Source organism: Microbulbifer maximicatervae (SeqCode), assembly GCF_052468295.1.
This window is the reverse complement of record NZ_CP174340.1, coordinates 2,273,483-2,297,339: the sequence shown is the minus strand read 5'-3', so window position 1 is coordinate 2,297,339 and position 23,857 is coordinate 2,273,483. Positions and strand designations below refer to the sequence as shown.

Genomic DNA, 23,857 nt, shown 5'->3' with positions numbered 1-23,857 from the left:
CGGGTCTATTGGATGTTCCCCTATGATGAAGCAGCAGTTGCAAGTCATGCTGACTCTGCAAGACCAGATTAATACAGTAGTAAATGAAAACTGGCGTGAGCAAAACTTTGCCTGGTACCGCGCTATTTGGGTAGAAAGTGCAGAGTTGTTAGACCATTACGGTTGGAAGTGGTGGAAGAAGCAGCTTCCAGAAATGGATCAGGTGAAGCTTGAATTGGTGGATATCTGGCATTTCGGTTTGAGCCTTGAGTTGCAAAAAGGCTCTCCGCAGGAAGTGGCTGAGATCATGCTGAAGGAGTTTGCCGGTTCCGAGCGTACGGCGGGTGATTTCCGTGAAAACCTCGAGTCTTTCACCTTGAACACCCTGGCCACCAAACAGTTTGATGTTGCTGGCTTTGCTCAACTATTGGCCGATGCAGAAATGTCTTTTGCTGAGTTGTACCAGCGATATGTTGGTAAAAATGTACTCAACCGATTCCGCCAGGATAACGGCTACAAAGATGGCAGCTATGTAAAAAACTGGGCGGGCCGTGAAGACAATGAACATCTAGCGGAAATTGCCGGACTTTTGGACCCATCTGCTGCTGATTACAGTGACCAGGTTTACAAGGCACTGCAGACGCGTTACCGGGAATTGGCGCTGACATAATCACTCGCAAAGAGTGTCCAATACAGTCTGAGAGGTTTTGTCATACAAATTGAGCCGCTATTTCGCTTGTGTAAGATGAAATTTACTCGCGAGGCCCTATAATGCGGCCGCTTACAAACGAGGGAGAACTATCGTGAAAGCACCTGTACGTGTTGCTGTTACCGGCGCTGCCGGTCAGATTAGCTATTCGTTGCTGTTCCGCATCGCCTCTGGCGAAATGCTGGGCAAAGATCAGCCGGTTATTCTGCAATTGCTGGAAATCACTCCGGCATTGGAAGCGCTGAAAGGCGTTGCTATGGAGCTTGAAGACTGCGCTTTCCCGCTGCTCGCGGGTATCGTTCAGTCCGATGATGCTACTGTTGCGTTCAAAGATGCAGATTACGCTTTGCTGGTAGGCGCGCGTCCCCGTGGACCGGGTATGGAGCGTAAGGACCTGCTGGAAGCTAACGCTGCTATCTTCTCTGCACAGGGTAAAGCCCTGAACGACGTTGCTTCTCGTAACGTAAAAGTACTGGTTGTTGGCAACCCGGCTAACACCAATGCCCTGATCGCTCAGCGCAATGCGCCAGACCTGGACCCGCGTAACTTCACCGCGATGACCCGTCTGGATCACAACCGCGCTCTGTCTCAGCTGGCAAACAAAACTGATTCCAGTGTTAACGACATCACCCATATGACCATTTGGGGCAACCACTCTTCCACTCAGTACCCAGACCTGCACCAAGTGAAGGTTTCCGGTGCTGCAGCCATGGATAAAGTGGAGCAGGAATGGTACGAAAACGACTTCATCCCGACTGTTCAACAGCGCGGTGCAGCTATCATCAAGGCGCGCGGTGCTTCCTCTGCGGCTTCCGCTGCCAACGCTGCTATCGACCATATGCGCGATTGGGCTCTGGGCACCGCTGAAGATGACTGGACCAGCATGGCTGTATTCAGCGATGGTTCTTACGGTATTCAGGAAGGCCTGATTTACTCTTTCCCTTGCACTTGCAAAGACGGCGACTGGGAAATTGTTCAAGGCGTTGACATCAACGACTTCTCCCGCGAGAAAATGTCTGCTACCGAGCAGGAGCTGGCGGAAGAGCGTGATGCAGTAGCACACCTGCTGCCGTAATAGGGAGTGACAGGTCCCAGGCCTTGGCCGCAGACCTCTCCCAAAAACCCACACTCAGGTGTGGGTTTTTTTATGCCTGAATTTTGTAAACCCCGGCCCGGACCAGGAAACTTTCCCGGTCAGTATCTTCGTGTGAGCTGCCGCCATCGGCACTACACTGATTTTATATATCTGCCGGATGTCCCTGCTATGGTCACTGAAGTTGGCCGCAACACTGCCCGTTGCGCCTGTATCCTGCTGCAGCCTAACCAGTCCCTGTCCCTCTCCGGCAATCTGTGGGTGTTTTTCTCCCTGGTTGGGGTATCTCTCGGAATCAGCCTCGCTTTTGCGATGGCGGGAGCCTGGATGATTCTTCCCTTTGCCGGGCTTGAAATGATCCTGCTGGGCATCCTGTTTACCTACGTGTACCTCGAAGGGACCCGCAGAGAAGTAATACGCATCAATGAGGAGTTGGTAATTCTGGATTGCTGTAAGGGGTTCAGGCAGCAAACGGTGTATCATCGGGAGTTCGCCCGCGATAAGTTGGCAGTACTCGTAAGGATGGGGAGCAGTGCTACCGAAATGGCTTCGGTAAACTTTAGTGGTCCTGAGGGGTGCCTTGAAGTCGGGGAGTTCCTCACCGAGGCTGAAAAGGCGGAGCTGGTGCAGAAGTTAGGTCGTTTTGGCATTTGTGCCAGGAAAGAGAAGGAGTTTCGTCTGCAGCAGTTCTGATTTCTCTATAGAACTGGCGTCTCGTTTGTTTCTTTTCGCTATAATCCCCGCTTTACTCTTAACTGTTCCACAGGGGATATCAGATGGCTTTTCCGAAGATCGGTAATTTGGCTCCGGCTTTTACGCTGACCAACCAAAGTGGCGAGAAAGTGTCACTTAAGGATTTTCGTGACAAAAGTAATGTCGTCCTCTACTTTTACCCGAAAGCACTTACCCCCGGTTGTACCACTCAGGCATGTGGGATTCGCGATAGTGAGGCTGAATTTAAAAAAGCCAATACTGTTGTGTTGGGGGTGAGCCCGGATCCAGAAGCAAAGTTGCAGCGCTTTATCGACAAGCACGAACTGAATTTTGATTTGCTATCTGATGAAGAACACAAGATTGCTGATAAATATGGCTGCTGGGGCTTGAAGAAATTTATGGGCAAGGAGTACATGGGGCTTCTGCGAACAACTTTTATTATCGATAAGAGTGGGCGCCTTCGCCATATTATCGACAAAGTTAAAACCAAGACCCATGACACTGATGTTTTGAATTGGATTGGCGAGAACCTGGATTAATTGCCAGACTCTGAGGGGCGGGGCTGGACTGGTGCTTGGTCTGCTGTAGCCCCTACCTTTCGGACTCAAAGGCGACACGTGGGTACCGAAAGTAAGTATTTTTGGCCCTTGGTACACAATAAGATGAAAAAAAGCACTGTCGCCCCTTGCTTTCTTAATTCTTGGTCTATACTGGCAGTTGTAAAGGAAAGGTGCGCCGGCTAGAGAGAGTCTCTCTGCGGGAATTGCCGGAGCGGTTAGTTTAAAAATTGTACATCTCTGTGAAGGATTCGATGTCTGTTTTTTGGTGCATCCCGCATCACGTAGTCGTCCGCCGAAGTTGATGTTGTGTTGGTGTGGGCAGGGGCAACCGGGATTCGCTGGATGCGGACATAGAAAAATAACTGCGGCTCACGGAACTCAATAGGAGCAGCTCGATGAACCATACTCAGCCCGACCAGACTTCGCTCTCTGAAGACAAATCACTTCAGCAGGCCAGAATATCCGGAGACCCGAATATTCTCGACCAGCTGCTGGCCCCCCCCGAAGCAACCAGTTTTGGTATTGCCGCACGGGTAATAGACGTGCTGGAGCAGCGTATCGGTAAGGCCTCTCTCGCTATTCGCCCGGTAGCGTCCGACCTAAGTATGTCCACCCGGACTCTGCAACGCCGGTTGCAGGAACACAACCTCAGTTTTGCATCTTTACGTGACCATGTTCGTTTTCGTCACGCGGTGCATTTCCTCAAAGATACTGCGCTGAGCGTTGATGGAATCTCACGAATTCTCGATTTCTCTGATCGAACCAGTTTTACCAGCGCGTTCAAACGCTGGACCGGGATGTCTCCTACTGGCTACCGCCGGCAGGTCCGCCAGAGGTTCTGAGTGTGGATTGGTTTGGCCGGTCTCTACGGGATCGGCCCAATCCGTTGCCTCCGCGGGGCAAACCCGTTAGAGTTGGCGGCAATTTAATAGGCTGACTCTTTGAGGTTTTGCATGAGCTTTTTTATCCCCTCCGCCATGGCACAAGAAGCGGCGCCGGCAGCACAGGGTAATCCGATGATAACCCTGCTGATGTTTGCGGGTTTGTTTGCATTCATGTGGTTTTTTATTATTCGCCCACAGCGCAAGCGCCAGAAAGAGCACCAAGAGCTGGTTGGCGCTCTGAAAAAGGGTGACGAAGTTGTAATGAGCAGCGGGATGCTGGGCCGCGTCGACAAGGTCGATGAGGACTACATCGTATTGGAGGTTGCAGACAGCATGTCTTTGAAGTTCCAAAAAGTAGCTGTGCACGCAGTATTACCCAAAGGTACGATTAAAAAGATCTAATCCTATTCAGGGTTTATCTTTGAATGTCGTCACTAAAAAAGCCTGGCAATTGCCGGGCTTTTTTATTGCTGCCAGCTTTATGTTTTGAGGGCTTGGTCTAATTTTACCTTGTTGATAGATAGTCTCAGGTGAGTGCTATGTCGTTTACGGGTGAAAAAGAAGAAAAAATCAGTATTGTTAGAAAAGTCCGATCATTGCCCACTTTACAGGAAGTCCAGGTAAAGGAGCCGCAGAAGGATGATGGAAGCTTCTATTTTCAGGTAAATCTTTCCGCTAAAACTTCTGTTGGAGATGGGTTTCTGAAAACAGGGGTTGTTCAGGCTAGTGTGCCAGGTTGTAGTGCGTTTGAATTACGATGTGACGAGGGCAGTATTATAGGTGGTGCGGATAGTGCCCCAGCTCCGCTAGATTATCTGTCAGCAGGAATTGCATTTTGCTTTCTCAGTCATATTTCTATATACATTAATTCAGTCAAGCTCAAGGTTGATAGTGTGCGCCTGGAGCAGCAGATGCGCTTTAAAGCTGAAATTTACAACTTGCAAAACTCCACGGATGACCAGCCTCATAAGGGGCTTTGCGAGGGTATAGATATCTTTGTGTTTGTGGAATCAGAAGAACCAAGGCAGTCTATTGAGAGGATGGTGGCCGCCTGTCGGACTGCCTGTATGGGGCTGCAAACGGCAATAAATTCAGTTCCGGCTGAAGTATCCTTGATTTATAACGACCCTTGATCCCCCAGCTGTACACCTATGTTGGTGCCAGCTTTTAGTTGCTCGCATTTTTAGATTGCTAACATGGTGCTCACATTGCCGAAGAGTTTGCCTATCAAGCTGCCCGATCGCGTTCGCCTTGCAAATCTGCCAACGCCACTACAGCCGCTGGACCGTATCACTGAGCGTTATTCCTTGCCTTTTAATGGGCCGAGAATCTGGATAAAAAGAGACGATCTTACCGAATCCGCAATGTCCGGAAATAAGCTGCGCAAGCTCGAATTTGTTTCAGCAAAGGCGCGGGCTGTGGGAGCGGAGGTCTTGATAACCTGCGGTGGAATTCAATCCAATCATTGCCGTACCACTGCTTTGGTGGGGGCTCGCTTGGGGTTTAAGGTTCAGTTGATTTTACGTGGCGAGTGCACTGCAAATCCCGATGGCAACCTTTTACTGGATGAGTTGGCAGGCGCTGAAATTGCGGTTTACTCACCGGAGGAATACTCCCGGAATTTACAAAGCCTCTTTGACAGCTGGGCTGCTGAGTATCTGTCCAGAGGGCAGAGGTCTTTCTGTATCCCCACTGGCGCCAGCGACGGTTTAGGCATCTGGGGTTATATTTCGGCCTCTCAGGAATTATTGGCAGACTGTGCAGATAGGGGCTTCTCGCCTGATCATATTTTATGCGCTACTGGCAGCGGTGGGACCCAAGCGGGTTTGACCTTGGGGTGCCACTTGCTGGAAGCCGGTACGAATGTTACGGGTTTCGCCGTTTGCGACAGTGCAAATTATTTCCAAGTGAAAGTGCGTGAGGATATTTCGCAGTGGATGGCACAGTCTGGCGTATCGCTTGATTTGGAGTCCCTCAAGATTTTGGTTAATGCCGACTATAAAGGTCCCGCTTACGGGGTGGCGGAGCCAGAGGTTTACCAAACTATTAAAGAGTTGGCTTGCCTGGAGGGGATTCTTCTCGATCCTGTCTACACCGGCAAAGCATTTCATGGTCTGTTACAGGAGTTAAAAAAAGGAAATTACCAGGGCTCAGATAACCTGGTTTTTATTCATACCGGAGGGCAATTTGGCCTCTTCCCCCACCGAACTCACTTCTTCCCAGTGGCCGAATAATACGACATTACTGTTCTCGTGCCGCGTAAGCTGCTAACCTGCGCAACAAATTACAGTTGTATCTGTATATAAAACAAACAGAAATAAGTCAGAGTAGTGGGGGGTTAGTTTGGATTCCTTTAACAATCTGCTGTTGTTAATAGACGGCATGCTCGGCTCAGCACCTTGGTTCCCCTGGGTGTTACTTGGAGTCGGTTTCTTTTTCACCATTTATCTTGGTTTTCCGCAGCTTCGTTATTTTGGGCATGCGATCAAGATTGTACGCGGTAAGTACGATAAGCCTGGAGACCCGGGTGATACCTCCCACTTCCAGGCATTGGCCACAGCACTGTCGGGTACCGTAGGTACCGGTAATATCGGTGGCGTTGGCTTGGCTATTTTCCTCGGTGGTCCGGCTGCGCTGTTTTGGATGTGGATGACCGCATTCCTGGGTATGACCACAAAGTTTGTGGAAGTGACCCTGTCACACAAATACCGTATTAAAGCAGCGGATGGTTACTACGCAGGTGGCCCCATGTTTTACATGGAGCGCCGTTTGAATATGAAATGGCTTGCGGTGCTCTTTGCAATCGCGACCGTTATCTGTTCATTCGGTACCGGCAGCTTGCCCCAGGTCAACAACATTGCCCAGGCAATGCACGATTCTTTCGGTGTTGAGAAGGCTCTGACGGGTGGCATCCTGGCGATTTTGCTGGGCATGGTGATTATTGGCGGTATTACCCGAATCGCTAAAGTGACCTCCACCATTGTTCCCACCATGGCAGTTATCTATGTAATAGGTGCCTTGGGCGTTATTATCTACAACTACGAAAATATTCTGCCTTCCTTTGGGGCTGTTTTCCGCGATGCCTTCACCGGTAGTGCGGCCGTAGGTGGATTCCTGGGTGCGAGCTTTGCCTATGCCTTTAACCGTGGCGTGAACCGCGGCCTTTTCTCGAACGAAGCGGGTCAGGGCTCTGCACCTATTGCTCACGCCGCCGCTCGCGCGGACGAGCCGGTTTCTGAAGGTATGGTTTCCCTGCTGGAACCCTTTATCGACACCATTATCATTTGTACCTTAACCGGACTTGTGATTCTTTCTTCTGGTGTTTGGACTGAGAAACACGAGAACCTGTTTGAAGGTGCAGATACTTACGTTGTAGCGGGTAGCTACGATGAGAAGAATACCCAGGATGTTGAGCAGCTGTTCAAGTATTTGAGCGGTCAGGAGAGTGATGTTAAGGCCTATAACGGCTCCATTGTTGTGACTGACGGCCACCCGCTGAACAGCCAGGACTTTACCCTCATCCACGCCCGTTCTATTGCTGAAGACCTGGACTTCCGTGTGGGGGATGACAGCTTCAGCGGTGTTCTGGATGTGAAAGATGGTAAGTTTGCCAATGAAGATGTGGATATTTGGGGTAAGTCCCTGGTGCACTCTGTGGCCCTGACCAATCTTGCCTTCCAGCGCGGTTACTTTGGTGAATACGGTGGTCTGATTGTAACTCTGGGAATTCTGCTGTTTGCTTTCTCTACAGCAATTGCCTGGTCATACTACGGCGACCGCTCAATGATTTACCTTTTCGGCCCCAAGGCAGTAATGCCTTACCGAATCGTTTACGTTATTGCATTCTTCTGGGCTGCGATTGAGGACACCACAGTTATTTGGAACCTCTCTGCGGTGGCCATTGTGATAATGACCTTGCCCAACCTGTTTGGTATTACTGTGTTGGCCAAGGAGATGAAAGATACCGTGAAGGACTACTGGAAAGACCCAAGCCATAAATAATTTGTCTGGGTTTGATTAAAAATAAAAAAGGCGGCCAATATGGCCGCCTTTTTTATTTGTGCACCACCGATCCTTTGATCGATCTAGAGCTTGCCCACCCAGCAGAGACCTGCTGGGTGGAAATCAGCTCAATTACTCAGTGCTTGCACTCAGGGTAACGCCAGAGTAGGCAGAGTAAGCGCGGATACTGATATACCAGGTTCCAGCATCCGGATTACTGATGGTGCAGCTTTCGTCATTGCCCCACTGGTAGGGGCGGCAGTCGTACGCTGTACGGGTAGGCTCTTGGCTGTGGCGGACATAGAGATCTGCATCTCCGCTGCCACCTTCCATTACGGCGCTCAGGGTAGAAGCTCCAGCGTCAACCTCAATGGTGAAGTGCTGCCAGCTGTTGCGGGAACCAGAAAGGTTGGTTTCTTCCCAGCTGTCGCTACCACCACCGCCACCACCACCACCGGTGTAACTGCCTACCAGGGTGACATCGGAGAAGGAGGAGTAGCCGCGCACCATGACGTAATAGGTTCCGCCCTGTAGGTCAGCGTCAGCGATATCACAAGTTTCATTGTTGCCTGAAGTGTACGGACGGCAATCATAAGTGCTGGTGGTTGGAGCATTGCCGAAGCGAACATAGAGGTCGGCATCACCGCTTCCGCCTGACATTGCAAAAGACAGGCCTGTGGCATCTGCGGGTACATCCAGGGTGAAGTGAACTTCATCACCACTGCTGCCCTCAATATCGGTCTCGGTAACCCCATTTTCGAGTTCTCCGCCTTCATTACCACCACCGCCACCACCACCGCCGCCACCGCAGCTGCTGGTGGAAACGCCTACCGTGGAGAATGCGGCAACAACGTCATCAGTGTCGTAGCCTAAATCTGATGCTGCAGAGAAAACACCACAGGCACCATCTTCAAAATCAGTATTGGCACTCCAATACATCTGGTTGGCAAGAACAAAGGGGTCGAATGCTGTGCGGGTATTCCAGCCGCTGGTATTCGCCAGTAGGTAGAAGGCCCGGTTAAAGACGCCGGAGCTGTAGTGCACGTCCATGCCGTTGTAGTAATCATCGGCATGACCGATGGAGCTGCCATCGTCAGTTGGATCTTCAAAGTAGCGGAGTGCTCCGCTGGACTTAAAGATTTCGGCCCCTACCAACCAGTCATTGCTGCCGCGCATATAGTACTCGGCAGCTTCACCGGCAATATCAGAGAAGGCTTCATTGATACCGCCGGACTGATTGTAGTAATTCAAGTCCGAATTTTGCTCGGTAAAGCCGTGGCTGACTTCGTGAGCGGAAACATCGAGGCTAACCAGTGGATAGAAGTAGCTCTGGCCATCACCAAATGTCATCTGGCTGCCATCCCAGAAGGCATTCTCGTAGTTGTTGCTGTAATGCACCCGCATTCTCAGTTTTTGTGTGAGAGGGGATGTGTTGTACCAGTCGCTATAGAGATCAAAGACCACACCGCCAAAGAAGTGTGCGTCATTGAGTGGTGAGTAAGCGCCGTTGATTGACTTATAGTCATTGTCCGGGCAGGTGAACGAGTGGATGCTACCGCCACTCGTGCTGTGGTTCATATCAACGGTTTCGACATTGTCCGTATTCATGGCACAGCTGTCGTCAACAATCATGTGGGGGTAATCGGTACCATACTCGTAGCGCCCGGTCTTTGAATTGCCCCCTGGGCCTGTTGCATTTTGTGCAAAGTTCAAGCCGTCCCAATGCTTGAGAACTTCGCCAGTCATTGCATCGATAAAGTAGAAGGGGCGTGTGGGTTCATCGCCGTACTCAACCCAGTTGACCAGGTAAGCCAAGCGGGCATTGTCTTGCTCATCGATATAGACGTAGAGTTTCTTTTTGGGGTTATGTGCTTCCAGCTTCAAAGCCTGAACTGACAAGGCTCCCTGGATAACGCCCTGCTGCGTGCGCCAGTTGATCTGGTGGTCCATTGCCCGCTCAATAGCATTATCTTCATTGATAAATGCTTTGATATTGGGTACTTCCAGTTCCAGCCCAGTGATGACATTGCCGCGAACCTCAGTAATCAGACCCTGCCCGGAGCTGGTTACTGTTTGGCCGTAGACAGGAATGCCTTTGTGAGTCTGTTGGTAGCGGGCTACGGTTTTGCCGTTGACGAGAGTGCGCTCACGAACTTTTTCGAGCGCCATATCCGATCCGCCGGTGGCAGCTAAAGTTTGTGGTGAGAGCATGTCCGCCGTGGCGGGGACGCGCTCAACAGCATGTGCACTAATAGCCAAGGCTAAAGTGCAGCTTAGTCCTACAAAATGCTTCATTGCTAGCTTTCCCTTTTATAGCTTTTTTATATATGAATCCGCCGGTATACAGCCGTATTTCCCTTGTGGGGACCGTATTAAATCTGGTTGGCCAATACAGGCTGGATTTTTATGTGGTAAGACAGCAGAAGATAACCGTCGCCAGGAAGGGACCGCGGTAGCGGCAGTGGCGTTCGCTTTCTCAAACCGGTTGCCCTAATTAATTGGGCAACTTGAGATTACCCTGCATACGCATCTAGGCAACAAAAAGGTGATGGCAAACTAATATATTTGAATTGTTTTCGATATTTTTGCTCGGATCGTCACAAATTAGGAAGTGATGTTCTGCCTGTGAGGTGGAAAAGATGAGTTGTTTTTTCCGAAAAAATAAATTTGGCGATAACAGTTTATTATTTCTGTTAGCTTTTAGTGGAACGGTTATTTATACATTTAATAATAGAAATTCCCTCTCCCACGAACTGATCACACGATTAAACTCTTCATATTCATTTCTCTTGATTGCGCTCCAGGCTTTTACGAATTTACTGCCAAACATTTCTGTTGCTTCATCACAATCTGATAGGAGTGTCAGGGCATGTTCCTGGGTGCGGGGAAGTGTAATTGACTCTTTGGAGCAGTCGCCCTGATAAGGTGCGCTCGGTGCGACTTTATTGGTCATTCCTAAATACCCGCAGGCAAGAGAAGCTGCTATGGCAAGGTAGGGATTGCAGTCTGCTCCGGGAAAACGATTTTCAAGACGTTTACTTTGTGGCGAGCTGTCGGGAACCCGAAGGCCTGTTGTTCGGTTGTCGTAACCCCAGTGGAGACTGGTGGGTGCGGCCATTTCAGGTGTAAAGCGGCGATAGGAGTTTACATTTGGAGCAAAAAAACTAATAAAACCGGGAGTGTATTTCTGCATGCCGCCAATAAAATGCAAGAAATTATTGCTCTCTTTTCCTGTATTATCGACAAAAATATTTTCACCGGTTTTTCTATCCGCCACACTCTGGTGTAAGTGCAGCGCGCTTCCAGGTTCGTCTTCCATCGGTTTTGCCATGAAGGTTGCATAAATGCCGTGGCGCAGAGCCGTTTCGCGCACTGTGCGTTTAAAGGTAAAGACCTGGTCAGCTAAATGAAGTGGATCTCCATGTAGAAAGTTAATTTCCATCTGGGCAGTGCCTGATTCGTGGATCAGTGTGTCGACATCAAGCCCCTGAGCTTCACAAAAATCATACATGTCTTCAATGATGGGCTCGTATTCATTGGCTGCATCAATGCTATAGGATTGTCGGGTTTTTTCTGTGCGTCCCGATCTTCCCACAGGCGCGGATAGCTTTTCATCCGGATCCAGGTTTCTTTTTACAAGATAAAACTCTACCTCAGGGGCGACAATAGGCTTCCATCCTCTGTCTGCATATTTTTCGAGGACAAATTTTAAAATATTACGGGTGCTGATAGGGTGAGGGTCCCCATCTCGAGAATGGCAGTCATGAATGATTTGTGCTGTCGGATCATTGGCCCAAGGGTTTAGGCGCACTGAGTTGGGGTCAGGGATTAGGAGCATGTCGGTGTCTGCTGGATCAACAAGCTCATTGTGTTCGTCGACATAATCCCCAGTTACAGTTTGCACCAAAATGCTTTCCGGTAAACGGCTGTCTTGAGTTAAGAACTTATCGGTGGGGGTGAACTTTCCTCTGGCGTTACCTGACATGTCGGGAACAAGGCATTCAACTTCTGCAATATTGTGATTTGCCAGCCAGTTTGTAATTTTATCCATTGGATAGCCATTGCTTACTTTTTCTTCCTGAGTGAAATTCTATGATCAGTGCCGGAAAGCATTGCGCTGAAAATAATTCCTCCTGTGTAAAGGAACTATATACTGCCGATTGGAACAGGGCCGTTTATTTAAATGGCATTGAGGGTATCTGGTAGAAATATGAAGGTGATGAATAGGTTGGATGAGCACACGGAATCCTATTATGCCGCTACAGCTAACGACCTTCAGGAGTATCCATGCCTGGAAGGTAACGTGGAGGCAGATGTCTGTGTTATTGGTGGTGGTTATACGGGACTTTCCAGTGCTTTGCACTTGGCAGAGCGCGGCTACCGTGTGGTGCTTCTGGAGGCCAATAGGATTGGTTGGGGCGCATCAGGAAGGAATGGAGGACATGTCGGTGTTGGACAACGGCGAAGCCAGGGTGATCTGGAAGCCATGTTCGGATTCGACACCGCTAAGCAGCTCTGGGATTTGAGTATCAACGCTGTTCAACTGGTGGAAAGTCTTATAGTCAGGCACCAGATTCAATGTGATTTAAAACGCGGGATCATGCATCTTGCAGCAAAATCCAGTCACGATAAATATCTGCAGGATGAAACTGAAGAACTCAGAGAGAAATATGATTACAGGCAAGTTGAGTATATAGAGAAAGAAGAAGTTCGACAGCTTGTAAGTAGCAAACGATATCTCGGCGCACAGCTGGATTTTGGTTCGCTACATCTTCATCCTCTCAATTTTGCATTAGGTCTTGCCCGCGCAGCAGTTTCTGCTGGTGCCAGGTTTTTTGAGTGTAGTGGTGTGCAAGGGTATTCGAGCTCTTCTCCCTTTACGGTGAAAACTGCACGAGGAAAGGTGAAGGCCGAAAAGTTAATTTTAGCTTGCAATGGTTACTTGAAAGATCTTGAGCCTCGCTTAGCGGGGCGCATAATGCCAATAAATAATTTTGTGCTGGCAACAGAGCCCTTACCGGAGGGGCTCGCTAGGAAAATCATAGCCAATGACTTCGCACTACAAGATACTCTATTTGTTATAAATTATTGGAAATTATCTGGCGATAACCGCTTAATTTTTGGGGGAGGGGAAAATTACACCAGGCGTTTCCCTAAAGATATTCGCAGTTTCGTCCGCAAGTATATGTTAAGGGTTTACCCGCAGCTGGAAAATACTACTGTTGATTTCGGCTGGGGGGGTACGCTGGCCATTTCTATGAATCGGATGCCCTGTATAGGACAGTTACAGACGGGCCTATATTACAGTCAGGGGTATTCTGGACATGGAGTGCCTACGGCAACTTTTGCGGGCAAGCTTCTGGCTGATGCAATTTATGGGGAGAGTGAGGGTTACAACGTGTTTTCTTCTCTTCCTAAAGTAGAGTTTCCAGGTGGCACTTTATTGAGGTGGCCGGGGTTGGTGTTGGGGATGCTTTACCACAGTTTGTTAGATAGGTTTGGAAGCTAGTCTTTGAATGATGTGATAGAGAATGCCGACACACTAATGTGTCGGCACTGGCCTTAAATATTATTGGCTCTGGGCGGAAAGAGTTACGCCTCTGTACGAAATATAGCCCTGTACACTGATGTGCCAGGTACCTGCAGCTGGATTGCTAAAGCTACAGAATTCATTATTGCCGTTTACGTAAGGACGACAATCCCAGTTGTCGGTGGTTGGGGTGGCACCATAACGGACGTACAAATCGGCATCGCCATTGCCGCCGAGCATTTCGACGGTCAAAGATGATGAGCCTGATGGTACATCCAGGGTGAAGTGCTGCCAGCTATTTCGGCGGCCTGATAAGTTGGTTTCTTCCCAGCCTTCTGAGTTTGAACCACCATCATCGCCACAGTTGCTGGTAGATACCCCTACGGTGTCGAACGCTGCGATTACTGTTGCAGTATCGTATCCGAGATCTTCAGTAGCTGACAGGGCTCCGCAAGCACCTTCAATGTAATCGGTGCTTTGATTCCAATATGTTTGGTTAGCAAGCACAAAGATATCGAAAGCAGTTTGGGTGTTCCAGCCGCTTGAGTTGGCGATCAGGTAGAAAGCCCGGTTGAATACGCCGGAGCTGTAGTGCACGTCCATGCCGCTATAGTAGTCGGAAGCATGGCCAATGGATCTGCCATCTTTGGTGGGGTCATCCATATAGCGAAGAGCGCCATCAGCCTTGTATATATCGGCTCCCACCATCCAGTCGTTAGTGCCCTTCATGTAGAACTCGGCAGCTTCACCGGCCATGTCAGAGAAGGCTTCGTTGATGCCGCCGGATTGGTTGGCGTAGGTCAGGTTGGAGTTTTGCTCAGTAAAGCCATGGCTCACCTCATGAGAGGATACGTCCAAGCTGACAAGTGGGTGGAAGGTTGTGAAGCCATCACCAAATGTCATTTGGCTGCCATCCCAGAAGGCGTTCTCGTAATTGTTGCTGTAGTGAACTCGCATTCTCAATTTTTGTGTGAGCGGCGATGTTCCATACCAGTCACTGTACATATTGAAAACGACATTGCCAAAGAAGTGGGCATCATTCAACGGGGAATAAGCACCATTGATTTCTTTGTAATCATTTTCCGGACAGGTGAAGGAGAAAACGCTACCTCCGCTTGTACCGTGATTCAAATCCACAGTCTCTACGTTAGCAGTGTTCATGGAGCAGTTATTGTCAACTTCGAGGGCAGGGAAGTCCGTTCCATATTCATAGCGCCCGGTTTTTTCATTGCCACCGGGGCCTGTGGCATCCTGGAAGGCAAGGCCGTCCCATTGCTTGATAACTTCGCCAGTAAGTGCGTCTACAAAATAGAACGGTCTGCTCGGCTCATCTCCGTATTCGACCCAGTTAACCAAATAAGCTAATCGCGCCTGGTCGTTTTCATCGACATAGACATAGAGCTCTTTTTTCTGGTTTTGTGCGTTGAAGCGCATGGACGACATTGAGAGAGCTTTTTTACTGTCACCATCCTGAGTGCGCAGATTCAGCTGATGGTTCATGGCTCGATCAATAGCATTATCGGCATCAATCGTTGCGCGGGCGGTAGGTACCTCCAACTCTAGGCCTGAGAGTACGTGGCCTCTCACTTTTTCAGTTAAGCCTTGCCTGGAACTGGTTATGGTTCTCCCCCAAACGGGTATGCCTTTGTGAGTTTGCCGATATCGGGCAACCGTTCTCCCATTGGCGAGCGTGCGTTCACGAACCTTTTCCAGCTTCATATCTGAGCCAGCGATTGAGGCTAGAGACTGATTGGAAAGTAACTCTGGTGTGACATTAATACGCTCCGCCGCTTGGGCGCTAATAGCGAGTGCGAGTGTGCTAGCGGCTCCTAACAAATATTTCATTAAGTAATTCTCTTTATGATTATAATTTAATGGCCATAGTTAACCGGGAGCATAAAATAAACGCTCAGTGGTTAATGCTGTCTGGTTAAGCGGCCAATTGAATCACACCCCAAGAATATCTCGCGCTATGAGCTGAGAGCTGTATGGAGTTTATGTGCAAAATTTTCTTGGGGGTTGTTTGCCGTTGTCAGGCGAAATAACGATATCCCTTGTTGTTATTCCTGACAATAATTTTTTTGTAGTGGATGTAAACTTGAAAGGTCAAATTGTTTTTTTGATGTGTATGTCACGAATTCAGATATTTGCAACTTTGGTTATTTGAGGGGTTTTAATTGGTTAGTTTATAGCTTTTTTCTGAGTGGCAAACTTTTTTGAGTTGTATTTAAACGGTAAAGCTTTCTGTGGTTTTGTTATTTTTGTTTATTTCTGGTGCGAAATTCTTCAATTTAATTCAATTTGCATGAAGGGGGTGCTATATGTTTGTTAAGTTTGAAGTGGTGTATTAATCTGGGTTCTTTAAGGGGTTGTCAAACTAAAGGATTAAAGTATTAATCCTTTCTGGATTTGATGGGGGTGGATATTAACTCTACCAAAACTTTACTGTAGAAAAATGCACGCGGTAGTTTGGGGCGGTTTCAATTTCGAGTTTTGAAATGTTTTGCTCCATCGTCTTAATCCCGCAGTCAAAGCAATATTGACTCCCTGGACACTTGTGCAGCGCTCTGGAGGTAACATCGGGAAGGGCTGGCATTCTTATCTGTACATATCGCTCAATTTGTGGAATATAAGTTTGAGATTTGTCGTAGACTCTCACTGCCCTCAGTGAAGCTGCGGTGTCGGTGGATTAACGATGTAGAGGCTCTCTAATGGCTGTGCGTCCAGATAAGTTAGTAATCGCTATTTCCTCTCGCGCTCTGTTTAACCTTAGCGATAGCCACAAGGTTTTTGAGGAGCAGGGATTGCACGCCTTTTCTCATTATCAAGTTGAGCGTGAGAACGATGTTCTGGAAAAAGGGGACGCATTCCCTCTGGTTGAGAAGTTTCTAAAGATCAATGAGCTTCTTGGCGGGGAGCCACGGGTGGAGGTGATCCTGCTATCAAGGAATAGTGCCGATACCGGATTAAGGGTATTTAACTCGATAGAGCACTATGGACTCAATATTACTCGTGCGGCCTTCTGCAATGGTGGAAGCCCTTACCGTTATATTGGCCCATTTGGATGCAACCTGTTTTTGTCTGCTGATGGTGTAGATGTCCGCCAAGCGTTGGAGCAGGGGGTTGCTGCGGCAACCTTGGTTGCCGGAGGAAATCGCGAATATCGTGATGATGTGTTGCGATTTGCCTTTGACGGCGATGCGGTAATCTTCTCTGATGAGGCTGAGCGAGTCTACAAAACGGAAGGCCTGGCTGCTTTTACTGAGGCGGAGCGTGCCTCAGCACAGAAGCCACTGGGGGGAGGGCCCTTTAAGGGGTTCCTTGAAGCTTTGCAGAGATTGCAGGCTGAATTTGAGATGGATACCTGCCCGATACGAACGGCTTTGGTAACGGCACGTTCCGCACCGGCCCATGAGCGGGTCATCAGGACATTGCGCGCCTGGGATATTCGTGTGGATGAGTCAGTTTTTCTCGGCGGGCTTCCTAAAGGTGAGTTCCTGCGGGCTTTTGGCGCCGATGTCTTCTTTGATGATCAGCCTAGTCACTGTGTTTCTGCAGGTGAGCATGTGGCTACGGGTCATGTTCCTCATGGAATCGCAAATGCAGAGGTATAAAAAGTTCAAAAGTGATAAAGGTGTACGTTATCACTCAGTGCTCTCTATGCCGATAATGTTCGAACTTTTCCCGGTCCTCATCCGAGAGGCTTAGCTCTAATCATTAGAAAATAAAGCCGACAGAAAGTCCGGGATCCCCCAAAGTTGATTGACACTTTCGTCTCTACCACGGATATTCAACCGTCCATTGGCCCTGGCTTTGATTCACTGCTATTCTTTTCTCGTATAACTCAAGATAGTTTTTATAACTATCGATCAAAAAATGGTATTACTCGCTCTCGGCCAAGAGCGAACTTAATGAAAGGGAGGATCTATGAAGCTGCAGCAGTTGAGATATATCTGGGAAGTGGCACATCACGACCTCAATGTTTCTGCTACAGCGCAGAGCCTCTATACCTCCCAGCCGGGAATCAGTAAGCAAATCCGACTTTTGGAGGATGAGCTTGGCGTAGAAATCTTCGCGCGCAGCGGCAAGCATCTCACAAGGGTAACCCCGGCAGGGGAGGCAATCTTAAAGACTGCCGGCGAAATTATGCGCAAAGTGGAGAATATCAAACAGGTTGCGCAAGAGTTCAGCAATGATAAAAAAGGTAGTCTTGCTGTAGCCACCACTCACACCCAGGCGCGCTATGCCTTGCCCCCGATTATTAAGTTGTTTATAGGCCGTTATCCGGAGGTTTCCCTGCATATGCACCAGGGAACGCCTATGCAAATTTCTGAGATGGCGGCAGATGGCACTGCAGACTTTGCTATCGCTACCGAAGCTCTGGAGCTTTTCAGCGACTTGGTGATGATGCCTGTCTACCGCTGGAACCGCTGCATTCTGGTACCGAAAGATCACCCGCTTTGCCAAGTGAGCAAGCTATCCCTTGAGGACGTGGCGAAGTACCCGATAGTTACTTATGTATTTGGGTTTACCGGCCGCTCCAAGTTAGATGAAGCTTTCTTGGAGAAAGGGTTGTCACCTAAGGTAGTCTTTACCGCCGCCGATGCTGATGTAATCAAAACTTACGTGCGTCTGGGATTGGGAATTGGCATTGTGGCTGATATGGCCGTTGATGGCGAAGATGAGGACCTTGTGGCTCTCGATGCCAGTGATCTATTTGAATCGAGTGTTACGAAAATAGGCTTCCGTAAGGGGATTTTCCTGCGAGGCTTTATGTATGAGTTTATCCAGCAATTTGCCCCCCATCTCAGCCGTGAGCTGATTGACCAGGCGGCACAGGCGACATCCCGTTCTGAGGTCGATGCGCTGTTCGCCGATATGGAGTTGCCGGTTTACTAGAGGTGCTGCTGAATGGAAGTGCCGAATAAAACTAAGGGATGGAGGCTATGAAGCCTCCATCTCGATCAGGGGGCGCAGCACTTCTTTGGCGAACTTGAAGTAAACAGTGAAAATCTCTGCTTCCTTACCTTCGCGCTCTACGACAAAGAAGGGCGCTCGCTCTACCTTGTACTGCTGAGCCAGCTGTAAGCCCGGGCTTTGCGGGTCACGCACGTCGGCGATAAGTGTCTGGTCGATAAATTGCATTTGGCCATTTTCTTCCAGCTTTTCTTCAACGTCGCGACACTTGGCGCAGGGCGAGCCGTCGGCGAGAATTTTCTTGACCAGTGTGATCTTCACGATAATTTCCTTGATCCAGTGCAATGCCATTAAAGGCAAGATGGACTGAATCTATCAGAACCCCTAATAACTTTGAAATATCAATCGCCGATACCTTTATAACTGAAATTTGTAGTGATGCTACAAAAGACGCCAAAATAGGCTATTTTTTGGTCGTTTTTCGGCGATTTGATGCCTACTGCAAAAATTGTTCAGTTGTTTCCAGTAGTAAGCGCACCTTGGCCAAGCACTCCTGGTGCTCTGAAGTGGGATCGGAATCTGCAACGATCCCACCACCTGCCGCGCAGGTTAGGTGTCCATCGTTGGCACTGAAGGTCCGGATGGCGACATTGGTGTCAGCGCGGCCACAGCTGCTGATGTAGCCAATACTGCCGCAATATATCCCCCGGGGACTGGATTCCAGCTCCCGGATCACTTCCATAGAGCGTCGCTTTGGAGCACCTGTGATAGACCCTCCAGGGAAACAAGCTTCGAGTAATTCGCTGTAGACCGACTCTTCGGGTAGCTCGCCAGTTACTACGCTGACCAAGTGGTGGACATTGGCAAAGCTTGCCAATTGGAATAGCTCGGGAACACGTACAGTGCCACTGCGACACAGCTTACTCAAATCATTGCGCAGTAAATCGACGATCATCAGGTTTTCCGCCCGGTCCTTGGGGCTTCTCTGCAACGAGAAGGCGGCGCGCTGATCTGCCATCTTGTCAGCGTGTCTTGCTGCAGTGCCTTTAATCGGTTCCGTGCGCAAACTGGCGCCATCAGCTCGGATAAATCGCTCCGGCGACATACTGAGCAGGCTGCCATGGGGCAGGGCCATATAAGCAGAAAAGGGACCGGCAGCTTGAGAGCGCAATGCCAGGTAAGCTGTTAGCAGATCGCCGCTGTAGGGGGCCCTGAAACGCTGGGTAAAGTTTGCCTGATAGATATCGCCGGCGGCGATATATTCCAATATCTGCTCAATTTGTGCCCGATAATCATCTGCACTCAGTTCGTGCTCAAATGGTGAAAGCAGTCGGAAGTCCCCGGGTGTAAGCGTGGTCTCCCAGTTGATAGCTTTAAATCGCTGTATCAATTCGCGAACTTGCTGGGGGGGGCAGGCGGGGTGGAAAACCAGGTGATTGCTGCCCAGTTGGTGGTCGGCAATAAAGGCCCATGTGTAGAGCCCAAAAAAGCCTGCAGGCAAGTCCGTAGGGCGCATATCTGCCGGCAGATAATTGCCCTCTACACCGAGTTCATAGCCAGCGTAACCAATAACCCCGCCGCAAAAAGGCAGTTGTGAGTCCCTGTCCTGAGGGCAGAGTTCGCACACCAGGTCATCCAGCCGGGCAAATGGCTCGGGTGTGTCGGCACTTAACTCAAGGGTATTTATCGGGTCGGCACTAATGATGTCATAGCGCCCACCCTCCGCGAGAGGTCGACCGCTGTCGAGCCAAACGGGGATAGGTAAATCCGCTATCGCCGCAAAAGCGGCGGGCGTGTTTAATGAGTAGGGCAGAGAGACAATTTGCATATCAAGCTACAGCAGTCCGGAAGACGGCGCACACTACACATTTTGCGGCGGCAATTAAAGGGTGTGTGGCTCTTTAGTCAATCCTGCGCTCAATACCGGCCTGAGACATCAGGCGGGTGGCGAGTTCCTCCACCGAAAGTTGGGTTGCATTGAGGAAAGGCACCTGGGCCCGCCTCAGCATTTGCTCAACTTGGCGCACCTCGAATTCACATTGTTCCTTAGAAGCGTAGCGGCTGTTGGCGCGTCTTTCCTGTCTAATTTGCATCAGGCGTTCGGGCTCGATTGTCAGGCCAAACAGCTTGTTGCGAAACGGGCGCAGGATCTTGGGCAGGGTGGTGGAGTCCATATCCTCTTCGGTGATGGGGTAGTTTGCCGCGCGCAGGCCAAACTGGAGTGCCAGGTACAAGCAGGTAGGCGTTTTGCCAGAGCGTGAAACGCCCAACAGGATCACATCGGCTTGCTGGAATTCGCTGACTCTGCGGCCATCGTCATTGTCCATAGCGAAGTGCACTGCTTCAATCCGGTCGGTGTAGCGGCGGTTGTCGTCAATGCCGTGAGAGACGTTGACCATCTGCGCTGGATCCCGGTTAAACAGATTGGCCAGTGGCGTGAGATAGTTCTCGAAGATATCGAGCATCAGCGCAGAGCTTTGGTGCAGCTGTTCCCGGATCTCGTCAGAAACAATGCTGGTAATAATGATCGGCTGTAAACCGGATTCATCGGCTGCTTTTTCTATGCGTTGCAGGGCCTGTTTAACTTTTTCGGTGGAGTCTATATAGGGAAGCGTAACCTGCTCAACTTGTTGATCGCGGAACTGTGCGAGTAGGCTGTGGCCAATCGCTTCGACGGTGAGACCGGTTCCGTCGGAGATAAAAAAAGCCGTGCGCTTGTCTTTTGCCATGTTTGTTCTCAGTTTGTCGGCGTGAGGGGGCTATTGTAGGGGAGGAATGGGGCAAAGGTCTTTTATTCTGGCGTTTTGCAATTTTTGTAGAAAATTTACAACATTTTGGCCAATTTTTACGGGCTATTTTTTACAAAACTCATCCTTATAATCTGCCGCCACTCAACCTGAATTTTAGAGGGCCTTCACTTGACGAACTTCACGATCGACTTCGCAAAACTGGGCATGGCCGATGTCGACAAAGTCGGCGGCAAGAACGCATCACTGGGCGAGATGATCTCCTCTCTCGCCGGTGCCGGCGTGAGCGTACCCGGTGGCTTCGCTACCACCGCAGAAGCCTTTAGGGCTTTCCTGGCTCACGAACAGCTGGAGCAGCGTATAGCCGAGCGTTTGCAAGGATTGGATGTTGGTAATGTCACCGAGCTGGCCCAGGCGGGAGATGAAATCCGCAACTGGATTTTACAGACTCCGTTCCCCGAGCAGCTGGAAAAAGAGATTCGCGAGGGCTATGAGGCCCTGGGTGGTGCGGAAACTGCTGTTGCAGTTCGCTCCTCTGCAACCGCCGAAGACTTGCCGGATGCGTCCTTCGCCGGTCAGCAGGAGACCTTCCTTAATATCCGCGGTATCGACGCTGTATTGAAGGCAGTAAAAGAAGTTTTTGCTTCCCTCTACAACGACCGTGCTATCGCCTACCGCGTGCATACCGGTTATGCGGATGTGGGCGTTGCTCTGTCTGCCGGTATCCAGCACATGGTGCGCAGTGAGACTGGTGCAGCGGGTGTGATGTTTACCCTGGACACAGAGAGTGGCTTCCGCGATGTGATCTTTATCACCGCTGCATTTGGTTTGGGCGAAACCGTTGTTCAAGGTGCGGTTAACCCGGACGAATTTTACCTCTACAAGCCAGCCCTGGATGCGGGCCGTCCTGCGATTCTGCGCCGCAATCGCGGCAGTAAAGCGATCAAGATGGTTTACGACGAGAGCGGTGAATGTGGTCGTTCCGTAAAAACTATCCCGGTGGCAGACGAAGACCGCCAGCGCTTTGCCCTCAACGATGCGGAGCTGACAGACCTGGCAATCCAGGCCCGCAAAATTGAAGAGCACTATGGTCGCCCGATGGATATCGAGTGGGCCAAAGACGGCGACAGCGGTAAGTTGTTTATCGTACAGGCGCGCCCGGAAACTGTACGCTCCCGCGATCAGGGAACCAGCATTGAGCGCTACAGCTTGCAGGAGCGCAGTGACGTATTGTGTGAAGGTCGCGCAATCGGCCAGCGCATTGGCGCGGGCCCCGTTCGCAAGCTTGAATCCGTAGAAGATATGGCGCTGATGCAGGATGGTGAAGTCCTGGTTACCGACATGACCGACCCGGATTGGGAGCCGGTCCTGAAAAAAGCGAGTGCTATTGTTACCAATCGCGGCGGCCGTACTTGTCACGCGGCAATTATCGCTCGTGAACTGGGCATCCCCGCAGTAGTAGGTTGTGGTAATGCAACCGAGCTGCTGGAAACCGGCACTCCGGTGACTGTTTCCTGTGCGGAAGGCGATACCGGTTTTGTAATGGCTGGTGAACTGGAATTCCAGCGCGAGGAAACTGAAGTTGCGGAAATGCCGGAGCTGCCGTTCAAAATTATGTTGAACGTGGGCAACCCGGATCGCGCATTCGCTTTCAGCCATCTGCCTAACCAGGGCGTTGGCCTTGCGCGCCTTGAGTTTATCCTCAACCGCATGATCGGTATTCACCCGAAAGCACTGCTCGAACTGGATAACCTGCCGGAAGATCTGCAGCAGAATATTCGCGAGCGTATCGGTGGATACGATTCTCCAGAAGACTTTATTGTCGAAAAACTGGTGGAAGGCATCGCTACCTTGGCTGCAGCCTTCGCACCGAATCGTGTCATCGTACGCTTGTCCGACTTTAAATCTAATGAGTATGCGCACCTTGTGGGTGGCCAGTTGTACGAGCCAAGCGAAGAAAACCCAATGCTTGGCTTCCGTGGTGCAGCTCGCTATCGCTCCGAAGATTTCCGCCAGTGCTTTGCCCTGGAGTGCCGTGCACTGAAGAAAGTCCGCGATGAAATGGGACTGACCAATGTGGAAATCATGGTGCCCTTCGTCCGCACCCCGGAAGAAGCTGAGGAAGTAGTCGGTCTGCTGGCTGAAAACGGCCTGCGCCGTGGAGAAGGTGGCCTCAAGGTCATTATGATGTGCGAACTGCCGTCCAACGCTTTGCTGGCGGAAGACTTCCTGCAGCACTTTGATGGTTTCTCCATCGGTTCCAATGACCTGACCCAGCTAACGCTTGGTCTGGACCGCGACTCCGGCCTGGTTGCCGATTTGTTTGATGAGCGCAACCCAGCGGTCAAGGCACTGCTTTCCAGGGCGATCCAAGCCTGTAAGAAAGCGGGTAAATATGTAGGTATTTGTGGTCAGGGTCCTTCTGACCATAAAGACTTCGCCCGCTGGTTGATGGATGAGGGGATCGACAGTGTGTCCCTGAACCCGGATACCGCAGTAGATACCTGGCTATTCCTGGCCAACGAGGAAGGTTAATTTTCCTCCTAAAGCGGCCCAACTGTGGGCCGCTTTCCCAATTATTCCCCCGCTATATTTAACTGTAATTTTTCTGCTGAAGCGGTGTTTGCCTTGGTGGAAAATGAGTCCGTTGTTGCAGTTAAATCCGGAAACACCTGATTTTGTTCTGCTAATTGTGTTTGAAAAATTTAAACGACACATTACC

General features: G+C 50.0%; 19 protein-coding genes. 13 read left to right on the top strand and 6 right to left on the bottom strand.

The genetic code is table 11. From position 1 onward, the window contains the following. Positions 1 to 25 precede the first annotated feature (25 nt). The 9 genes from ACJJIQ_RS10425 (at position 26) to ACJJIQ_RS10385 (ending at position 7,941) form a co-directional block, all read left to right on the top strand. The gene (locus tag ACJJIQ_RS10425; RefSeq protein WP_444898227.1) at positions 26 to 649 is read left to right on the top strand and encodes a dUTP diphosphatase; all 624 of its coding nucleotides are present in this window, start codon (positions 26 to 28) and stop codon (positions 647 to 649) included. 133 nt (positions 650 to 782) lie between these two features. Next, a complete protein-coding gene (locus ACJJIQ_RS10420; RefSeq protein ID WP_445364550.1) occupies positions 783 to 1,763 on the top strand; it encodes a malate dehydrogenase in 981 nt (326 codons plus the stop codon). A 72-nt stretch (positions 1,764 to 1,835) separates the two neighbouring features. Continuing rightward, positions 1,836 to 2,474, top strand: coding sequence for a DUF2244 domain-containing protein (locus ACJJIQ_RS10415; RefSeq protein WP_413662277.1), 639 nt, complete (start codon positions 1,836 to 1,838; stop codon positions 2,472 to 2,474). Positions 2,475 to 2,557: 83 nt separating this feature from the next. Continuing rightward, positions 2,558 to 3,034, top strand: a complete 477-nt coding sequence (gene bcp / locus ACJJIQ_RS10410; RefSeq protein ID WP_445364549.1) for a thioredoxin-dependent thiol peroxidase — start codon at positions 2,558 to 2,560, stop codon at positions 3,032 to 3,034. Between the two features lie 416 nt (positions 3,035 to 3,450). Continuing rightward, a complete protein-coding gene (locus ACJJIQ_RS10405) occupies positions 3,451 to 3,897 on the top strand; it encodes a helix-turn-helix domain-containing protein (RefSeq protein WP_020415217.1) in 447 nt (148 codons plus the stop codon). Positions 3,898 to 4,008: 111 nt separating this feature from the next. After that, the gene (yajC, locus tag ACJJIQ_RS10400) at positions 4,009 to 4,341 is read left to right on the top strand and encodes a preprotein translocase subunit YajC (RefSeq protein WP_282932486.1); all 333 of its coding nucleotides are present in this window, start codon (positions 4,009 to 4,011) and stop codon (positions 4,339 to 4,341) included. A 137-nt stretch (positions 4,342 to 4,478) separates the two neighbouring features. Further along, entirely contained in the window at positions 4,479 to 5,072 is a 594-nt protein-coding gene (locus tag ACJJIQ_RS10395; protein WP_444908065.1) for an OsmC-related (seleno)protein, read from the top strand. Between the two features lie 63 nt (positions 5,073 to 5,135). Continuing rightward, positions 5,136 to 6,173 (top strand): D-cysteine desulfhydrase family protein, encoded by a 1,038-nt coding sequence (locus ACJJIQ_RS10390; RefSeq protein WP_444914002.1) that lies wholly within the window; start codon positions 5,136 to 5,138, stop codon positions 6,171 to 6,173. 109 nt (positions 6,174 to 6,282) lie between these two features. Then, entirely contained in the window at positions 6,283 to 7,941 is a 1,659-nt protein-coding gene (locus ACJJIQ_RS10385; RefSeq protein ID WP_413662275.1) for an alanine/glycine:cation symporter family protein, read from the top strand. 132 nt (positions 7,942 to 8,073) lie between these two features. Here ACJJIQ_RS10385 and ACJJIQ_RS10380 read toward each other — a convergent pair whose 3' ends face one another. Both ACJJIQ_RS10380 and ACJJIQ_RS10375 read right to left on the bottom strand, forming a co-directional pair. After that, a complete protein-coding gene (locus tag ACJJIQ_RS10380) occupies positions 8,074 to 10,236 on the bottom strand; it encodes a M4 family metallopeptidase (RefSeq protein WP_445364548.1) in 2,163 nt (720 codons plus the stop codon). A 421-nt stretch (positions 10,237 to 10,657) separates the two neighbouring features. Further along, entirely contained in the window at positions 10,658 to 11,992 is a 1,335-nt protein-coding gene (locus ACJJIQ_RS10375; protein ID WP_282932490.1) for a glutamine synthetase family protein, read from the bottom strand. 168 nt (positions 11,993 to 12,160) lie between these two features. Here ACJJIQ_RS10375 and ACJJIQ_RS10370 point away from each other — a divergent pair, with 168 nt between their 5' ends. Beyond that, entirely contained in the window at positions 12,161 to 13,450 is a 1,290-nt protein-coding gene (locus ACJJIQ_RS10370; RefSeq protein ID WP_445364804.1) for an NAD(P)/FAD-dependent oxidoreductase, read from the top strand. A gap of 60 nt (positions 13,451 to 13,510) precedes the next feature. On the opposite strand, the gene ACJJIQ_RS10365 is transcribed toward ACJJIQ_RS10370, so the two are convergent. After that, a complete protein-coding gene (locus tag ACJJIQ_RS10365; RefSeq protein WP_444957910.1) occupies positions 13,511 to 15,316 on the bottom strand; it encodes a M4 family metallopeptidase in 1,806 nt (601 codons plus the stop codon). An 866-nt stretch (positions 15,317 to 16,182) separates the two neighbouring features. On the opposite strand from ACJJIQ_RS10365, the gene ACJJIQ_RS10360 reads away from it, so the two are divergent. After that, on the top strand, positions 16,183 to 17,085 hold the full coding sequence (locus tag ACJJIQ_RS10360; protein ID WP_413662270.1) for a 5'-nucleotidase: 903 nt from the start codon (positions 16,183 to 16,185) through the stop codon (positions 17,083 to 17,085). Positions 17,086 to 17,398: 313 nt separating this feature from the next. Further along, a complete protein-coding gene (gene cysB / locus ACJJIQ_RS10355) occupies positions 17,399 to 18,370 on the top strand; it encodes an HTH-type transcriptional regulator CysB (protein ID WP_282932493.1) in 972 nt (323 codons plus the stop codon). A gap of 45 nt (positions 18,371 to 18,415) precedes the next feature. Here the strand turns inward: cysB and ACJJIQ_RS10350 are convergent, their stop codons facing one another. From ACJJIQ_RS10350 to ppsR, 3 genes are all read right to left on the bottom strand, one after another. Continuing rightward, entirely contained in the window at positions 18,416 to 18,709 is a 294-nt protein-coding gene (locus ACJJIQ_RS10350) for a hypothetical protein (protein ID WP_444896984.1), read from the bottom strand. A gap of 175 nt (positions 18,710 to 18,884) precedes the next feature. Next, positions 18,885 to 20,216: an aminodeoxychorismate synthase component I gene (gene pabB / locus ACJJIQ_RS10345; protein WP_445364547.1), complete on the bottom strand. Its 1,332-nt coding sequence runs from the start codon at positions 20,214 to 20,216 to the stop codon at positions 18,885 to 18,887. 73 nt (positions 20,217 to 20,289) lie between these two features. Further along, entirely contained in the window at positions 20,290 to 21,117 is an 828-nt protein-coding gene (gene ppsR / locus ACJJIQ_RS10340; protein WP_445356242.1) for a phosphoenolpyruvate synthetase regulatory kinase/phosphorylase PpsR, read from the bottom strand. A 189-nt stretch (positions 21,118 to 21,306) separates the two neighbouring features. Between ppsR and ppsA the strand changes: the two genes are divergently transcribed. Further along, complete coding sequence (gene ppsA / locus ACJJIQ_RS10335; RefSeq protein ID WP_282932498.1) at positions 21,307 to 23,670, top strand: phosphoenolpyruvate synthase; 2,364 nt, start codon at positions 21,307 to 21,309, stop codon at positions 23,668 to 23,670. Positions 23,671 to 23,857: the final 187 nt, after the last annotated feature.

Excerpts from the sequence above, each read along its gene's own strand:
- ACJJIQ_RS10425 (WP_444898227.1), top strand. The coding sequence starts at position 26 with ATGAAGCAGCAGTTGCAAGTCATGCTGACTCTGCAAGACCAGATTAAT.
- yajC (WP_282932486.1), top strand. The coding sequence starts at position 4,009 with ATGAGCTTTTTTATCCCCTCCGCCATGGCACAAGAAGCGGCGCCGGCA.
- ACJJIQ_RS10375 (WP_282932490.1), bottom strand. The coding sequence starts at position 11,992 with ATGGATAAAATTACAAACTGGCTGGCAAATCACAATATTGCAGAAGTT.
- ACJJIQ_RS10395 (WP_444908065.1), top strand. The coding sequence starts at position 4,479 with ATGTCGTTTACGGGTGAAAAAGAAGAAAAAATCAGTATTGTTAGAAAA.
- cysB (WP_282932493.1), top strand. The coding sequence starts at position 17,399 with ATGAAGCTGCAGCAGTTGAGATATATCTGGGAAGTGGCACATCACGAC.
- pabB (WP_445364547.1), bottom strand. The coding sequence starts at position 20,216 with ATGCAAATTGTCTCTCTGCCCTACTCATTAAACACGCCCGCCGCTTTT.
- ppsR (WP_445356242.1), bottom strand. The coding sequence starts at position 21,117 with ATGGCAAAAGACAAGCGCACGGCTTTTTTTATCTCCGACGGAACCGGT.
- ACJJIQ_RS10370 (WP_445364804.1), top strand. The coding sequence starts at position 12,161 with ATGAATAGGTTGGATGAGCACACGGAATCCTATTATGCCGCTACAGCT.
- ACJJIQ_RS10415 (WP_413662277.1), top strand. The coding sequence starts at position 1,836 with ATGCCTGAATTTTGTAAACCCCGGCCCGGACCAGGAAACTTTCCCGGT.
- ACJJIQ_RS10405 (WP_020415217.1), top strand. The coding sequence starts at position 3,451 with ATGAACCATACTCAGCCCGACCAGACTTCGCTCTCTGAAGACAAATCA.
- bcp (WP_445364549.1), top strand. The coding sequence starts at position 2,558 with ATGGCTTTTCCGAAGATCGGTAATTTGGCTCCGGCTTTTACGCTGACC.
- ACJJIQ_RS10380 (WP_445364548.1), bottom strand. The coding sequence starts at position 10,236 with ATGAAGCATTTTGTAGGACTAAGCTGCACTTTAGCCTTGGCTATTAGT.
- ACJJIQ_RS10390 (WP_444914002.1), top strand. The coding sequence starts at position 5,136 with ATGGTGCTCACATTGCCGAAGAGTTTGCCTATCAAGCTGCCCGATCGC.
- ACJJIQ_RS10360 (WP_413662270.1), top strand. The coding sequence starts at position 16,183 with ATGGCTGTGCGTCCAGATAAGTTAGTAATCGCTATTTCCTCTCGCGCT.
- ACJJIQ_RS10365 (WP_444957910.1), bottom strand. The coding sequence starts at position 15,316 with ATGAAATATTTGTTAGGAGCCGCTAGCACACTCGCACTCGCTATTAGC.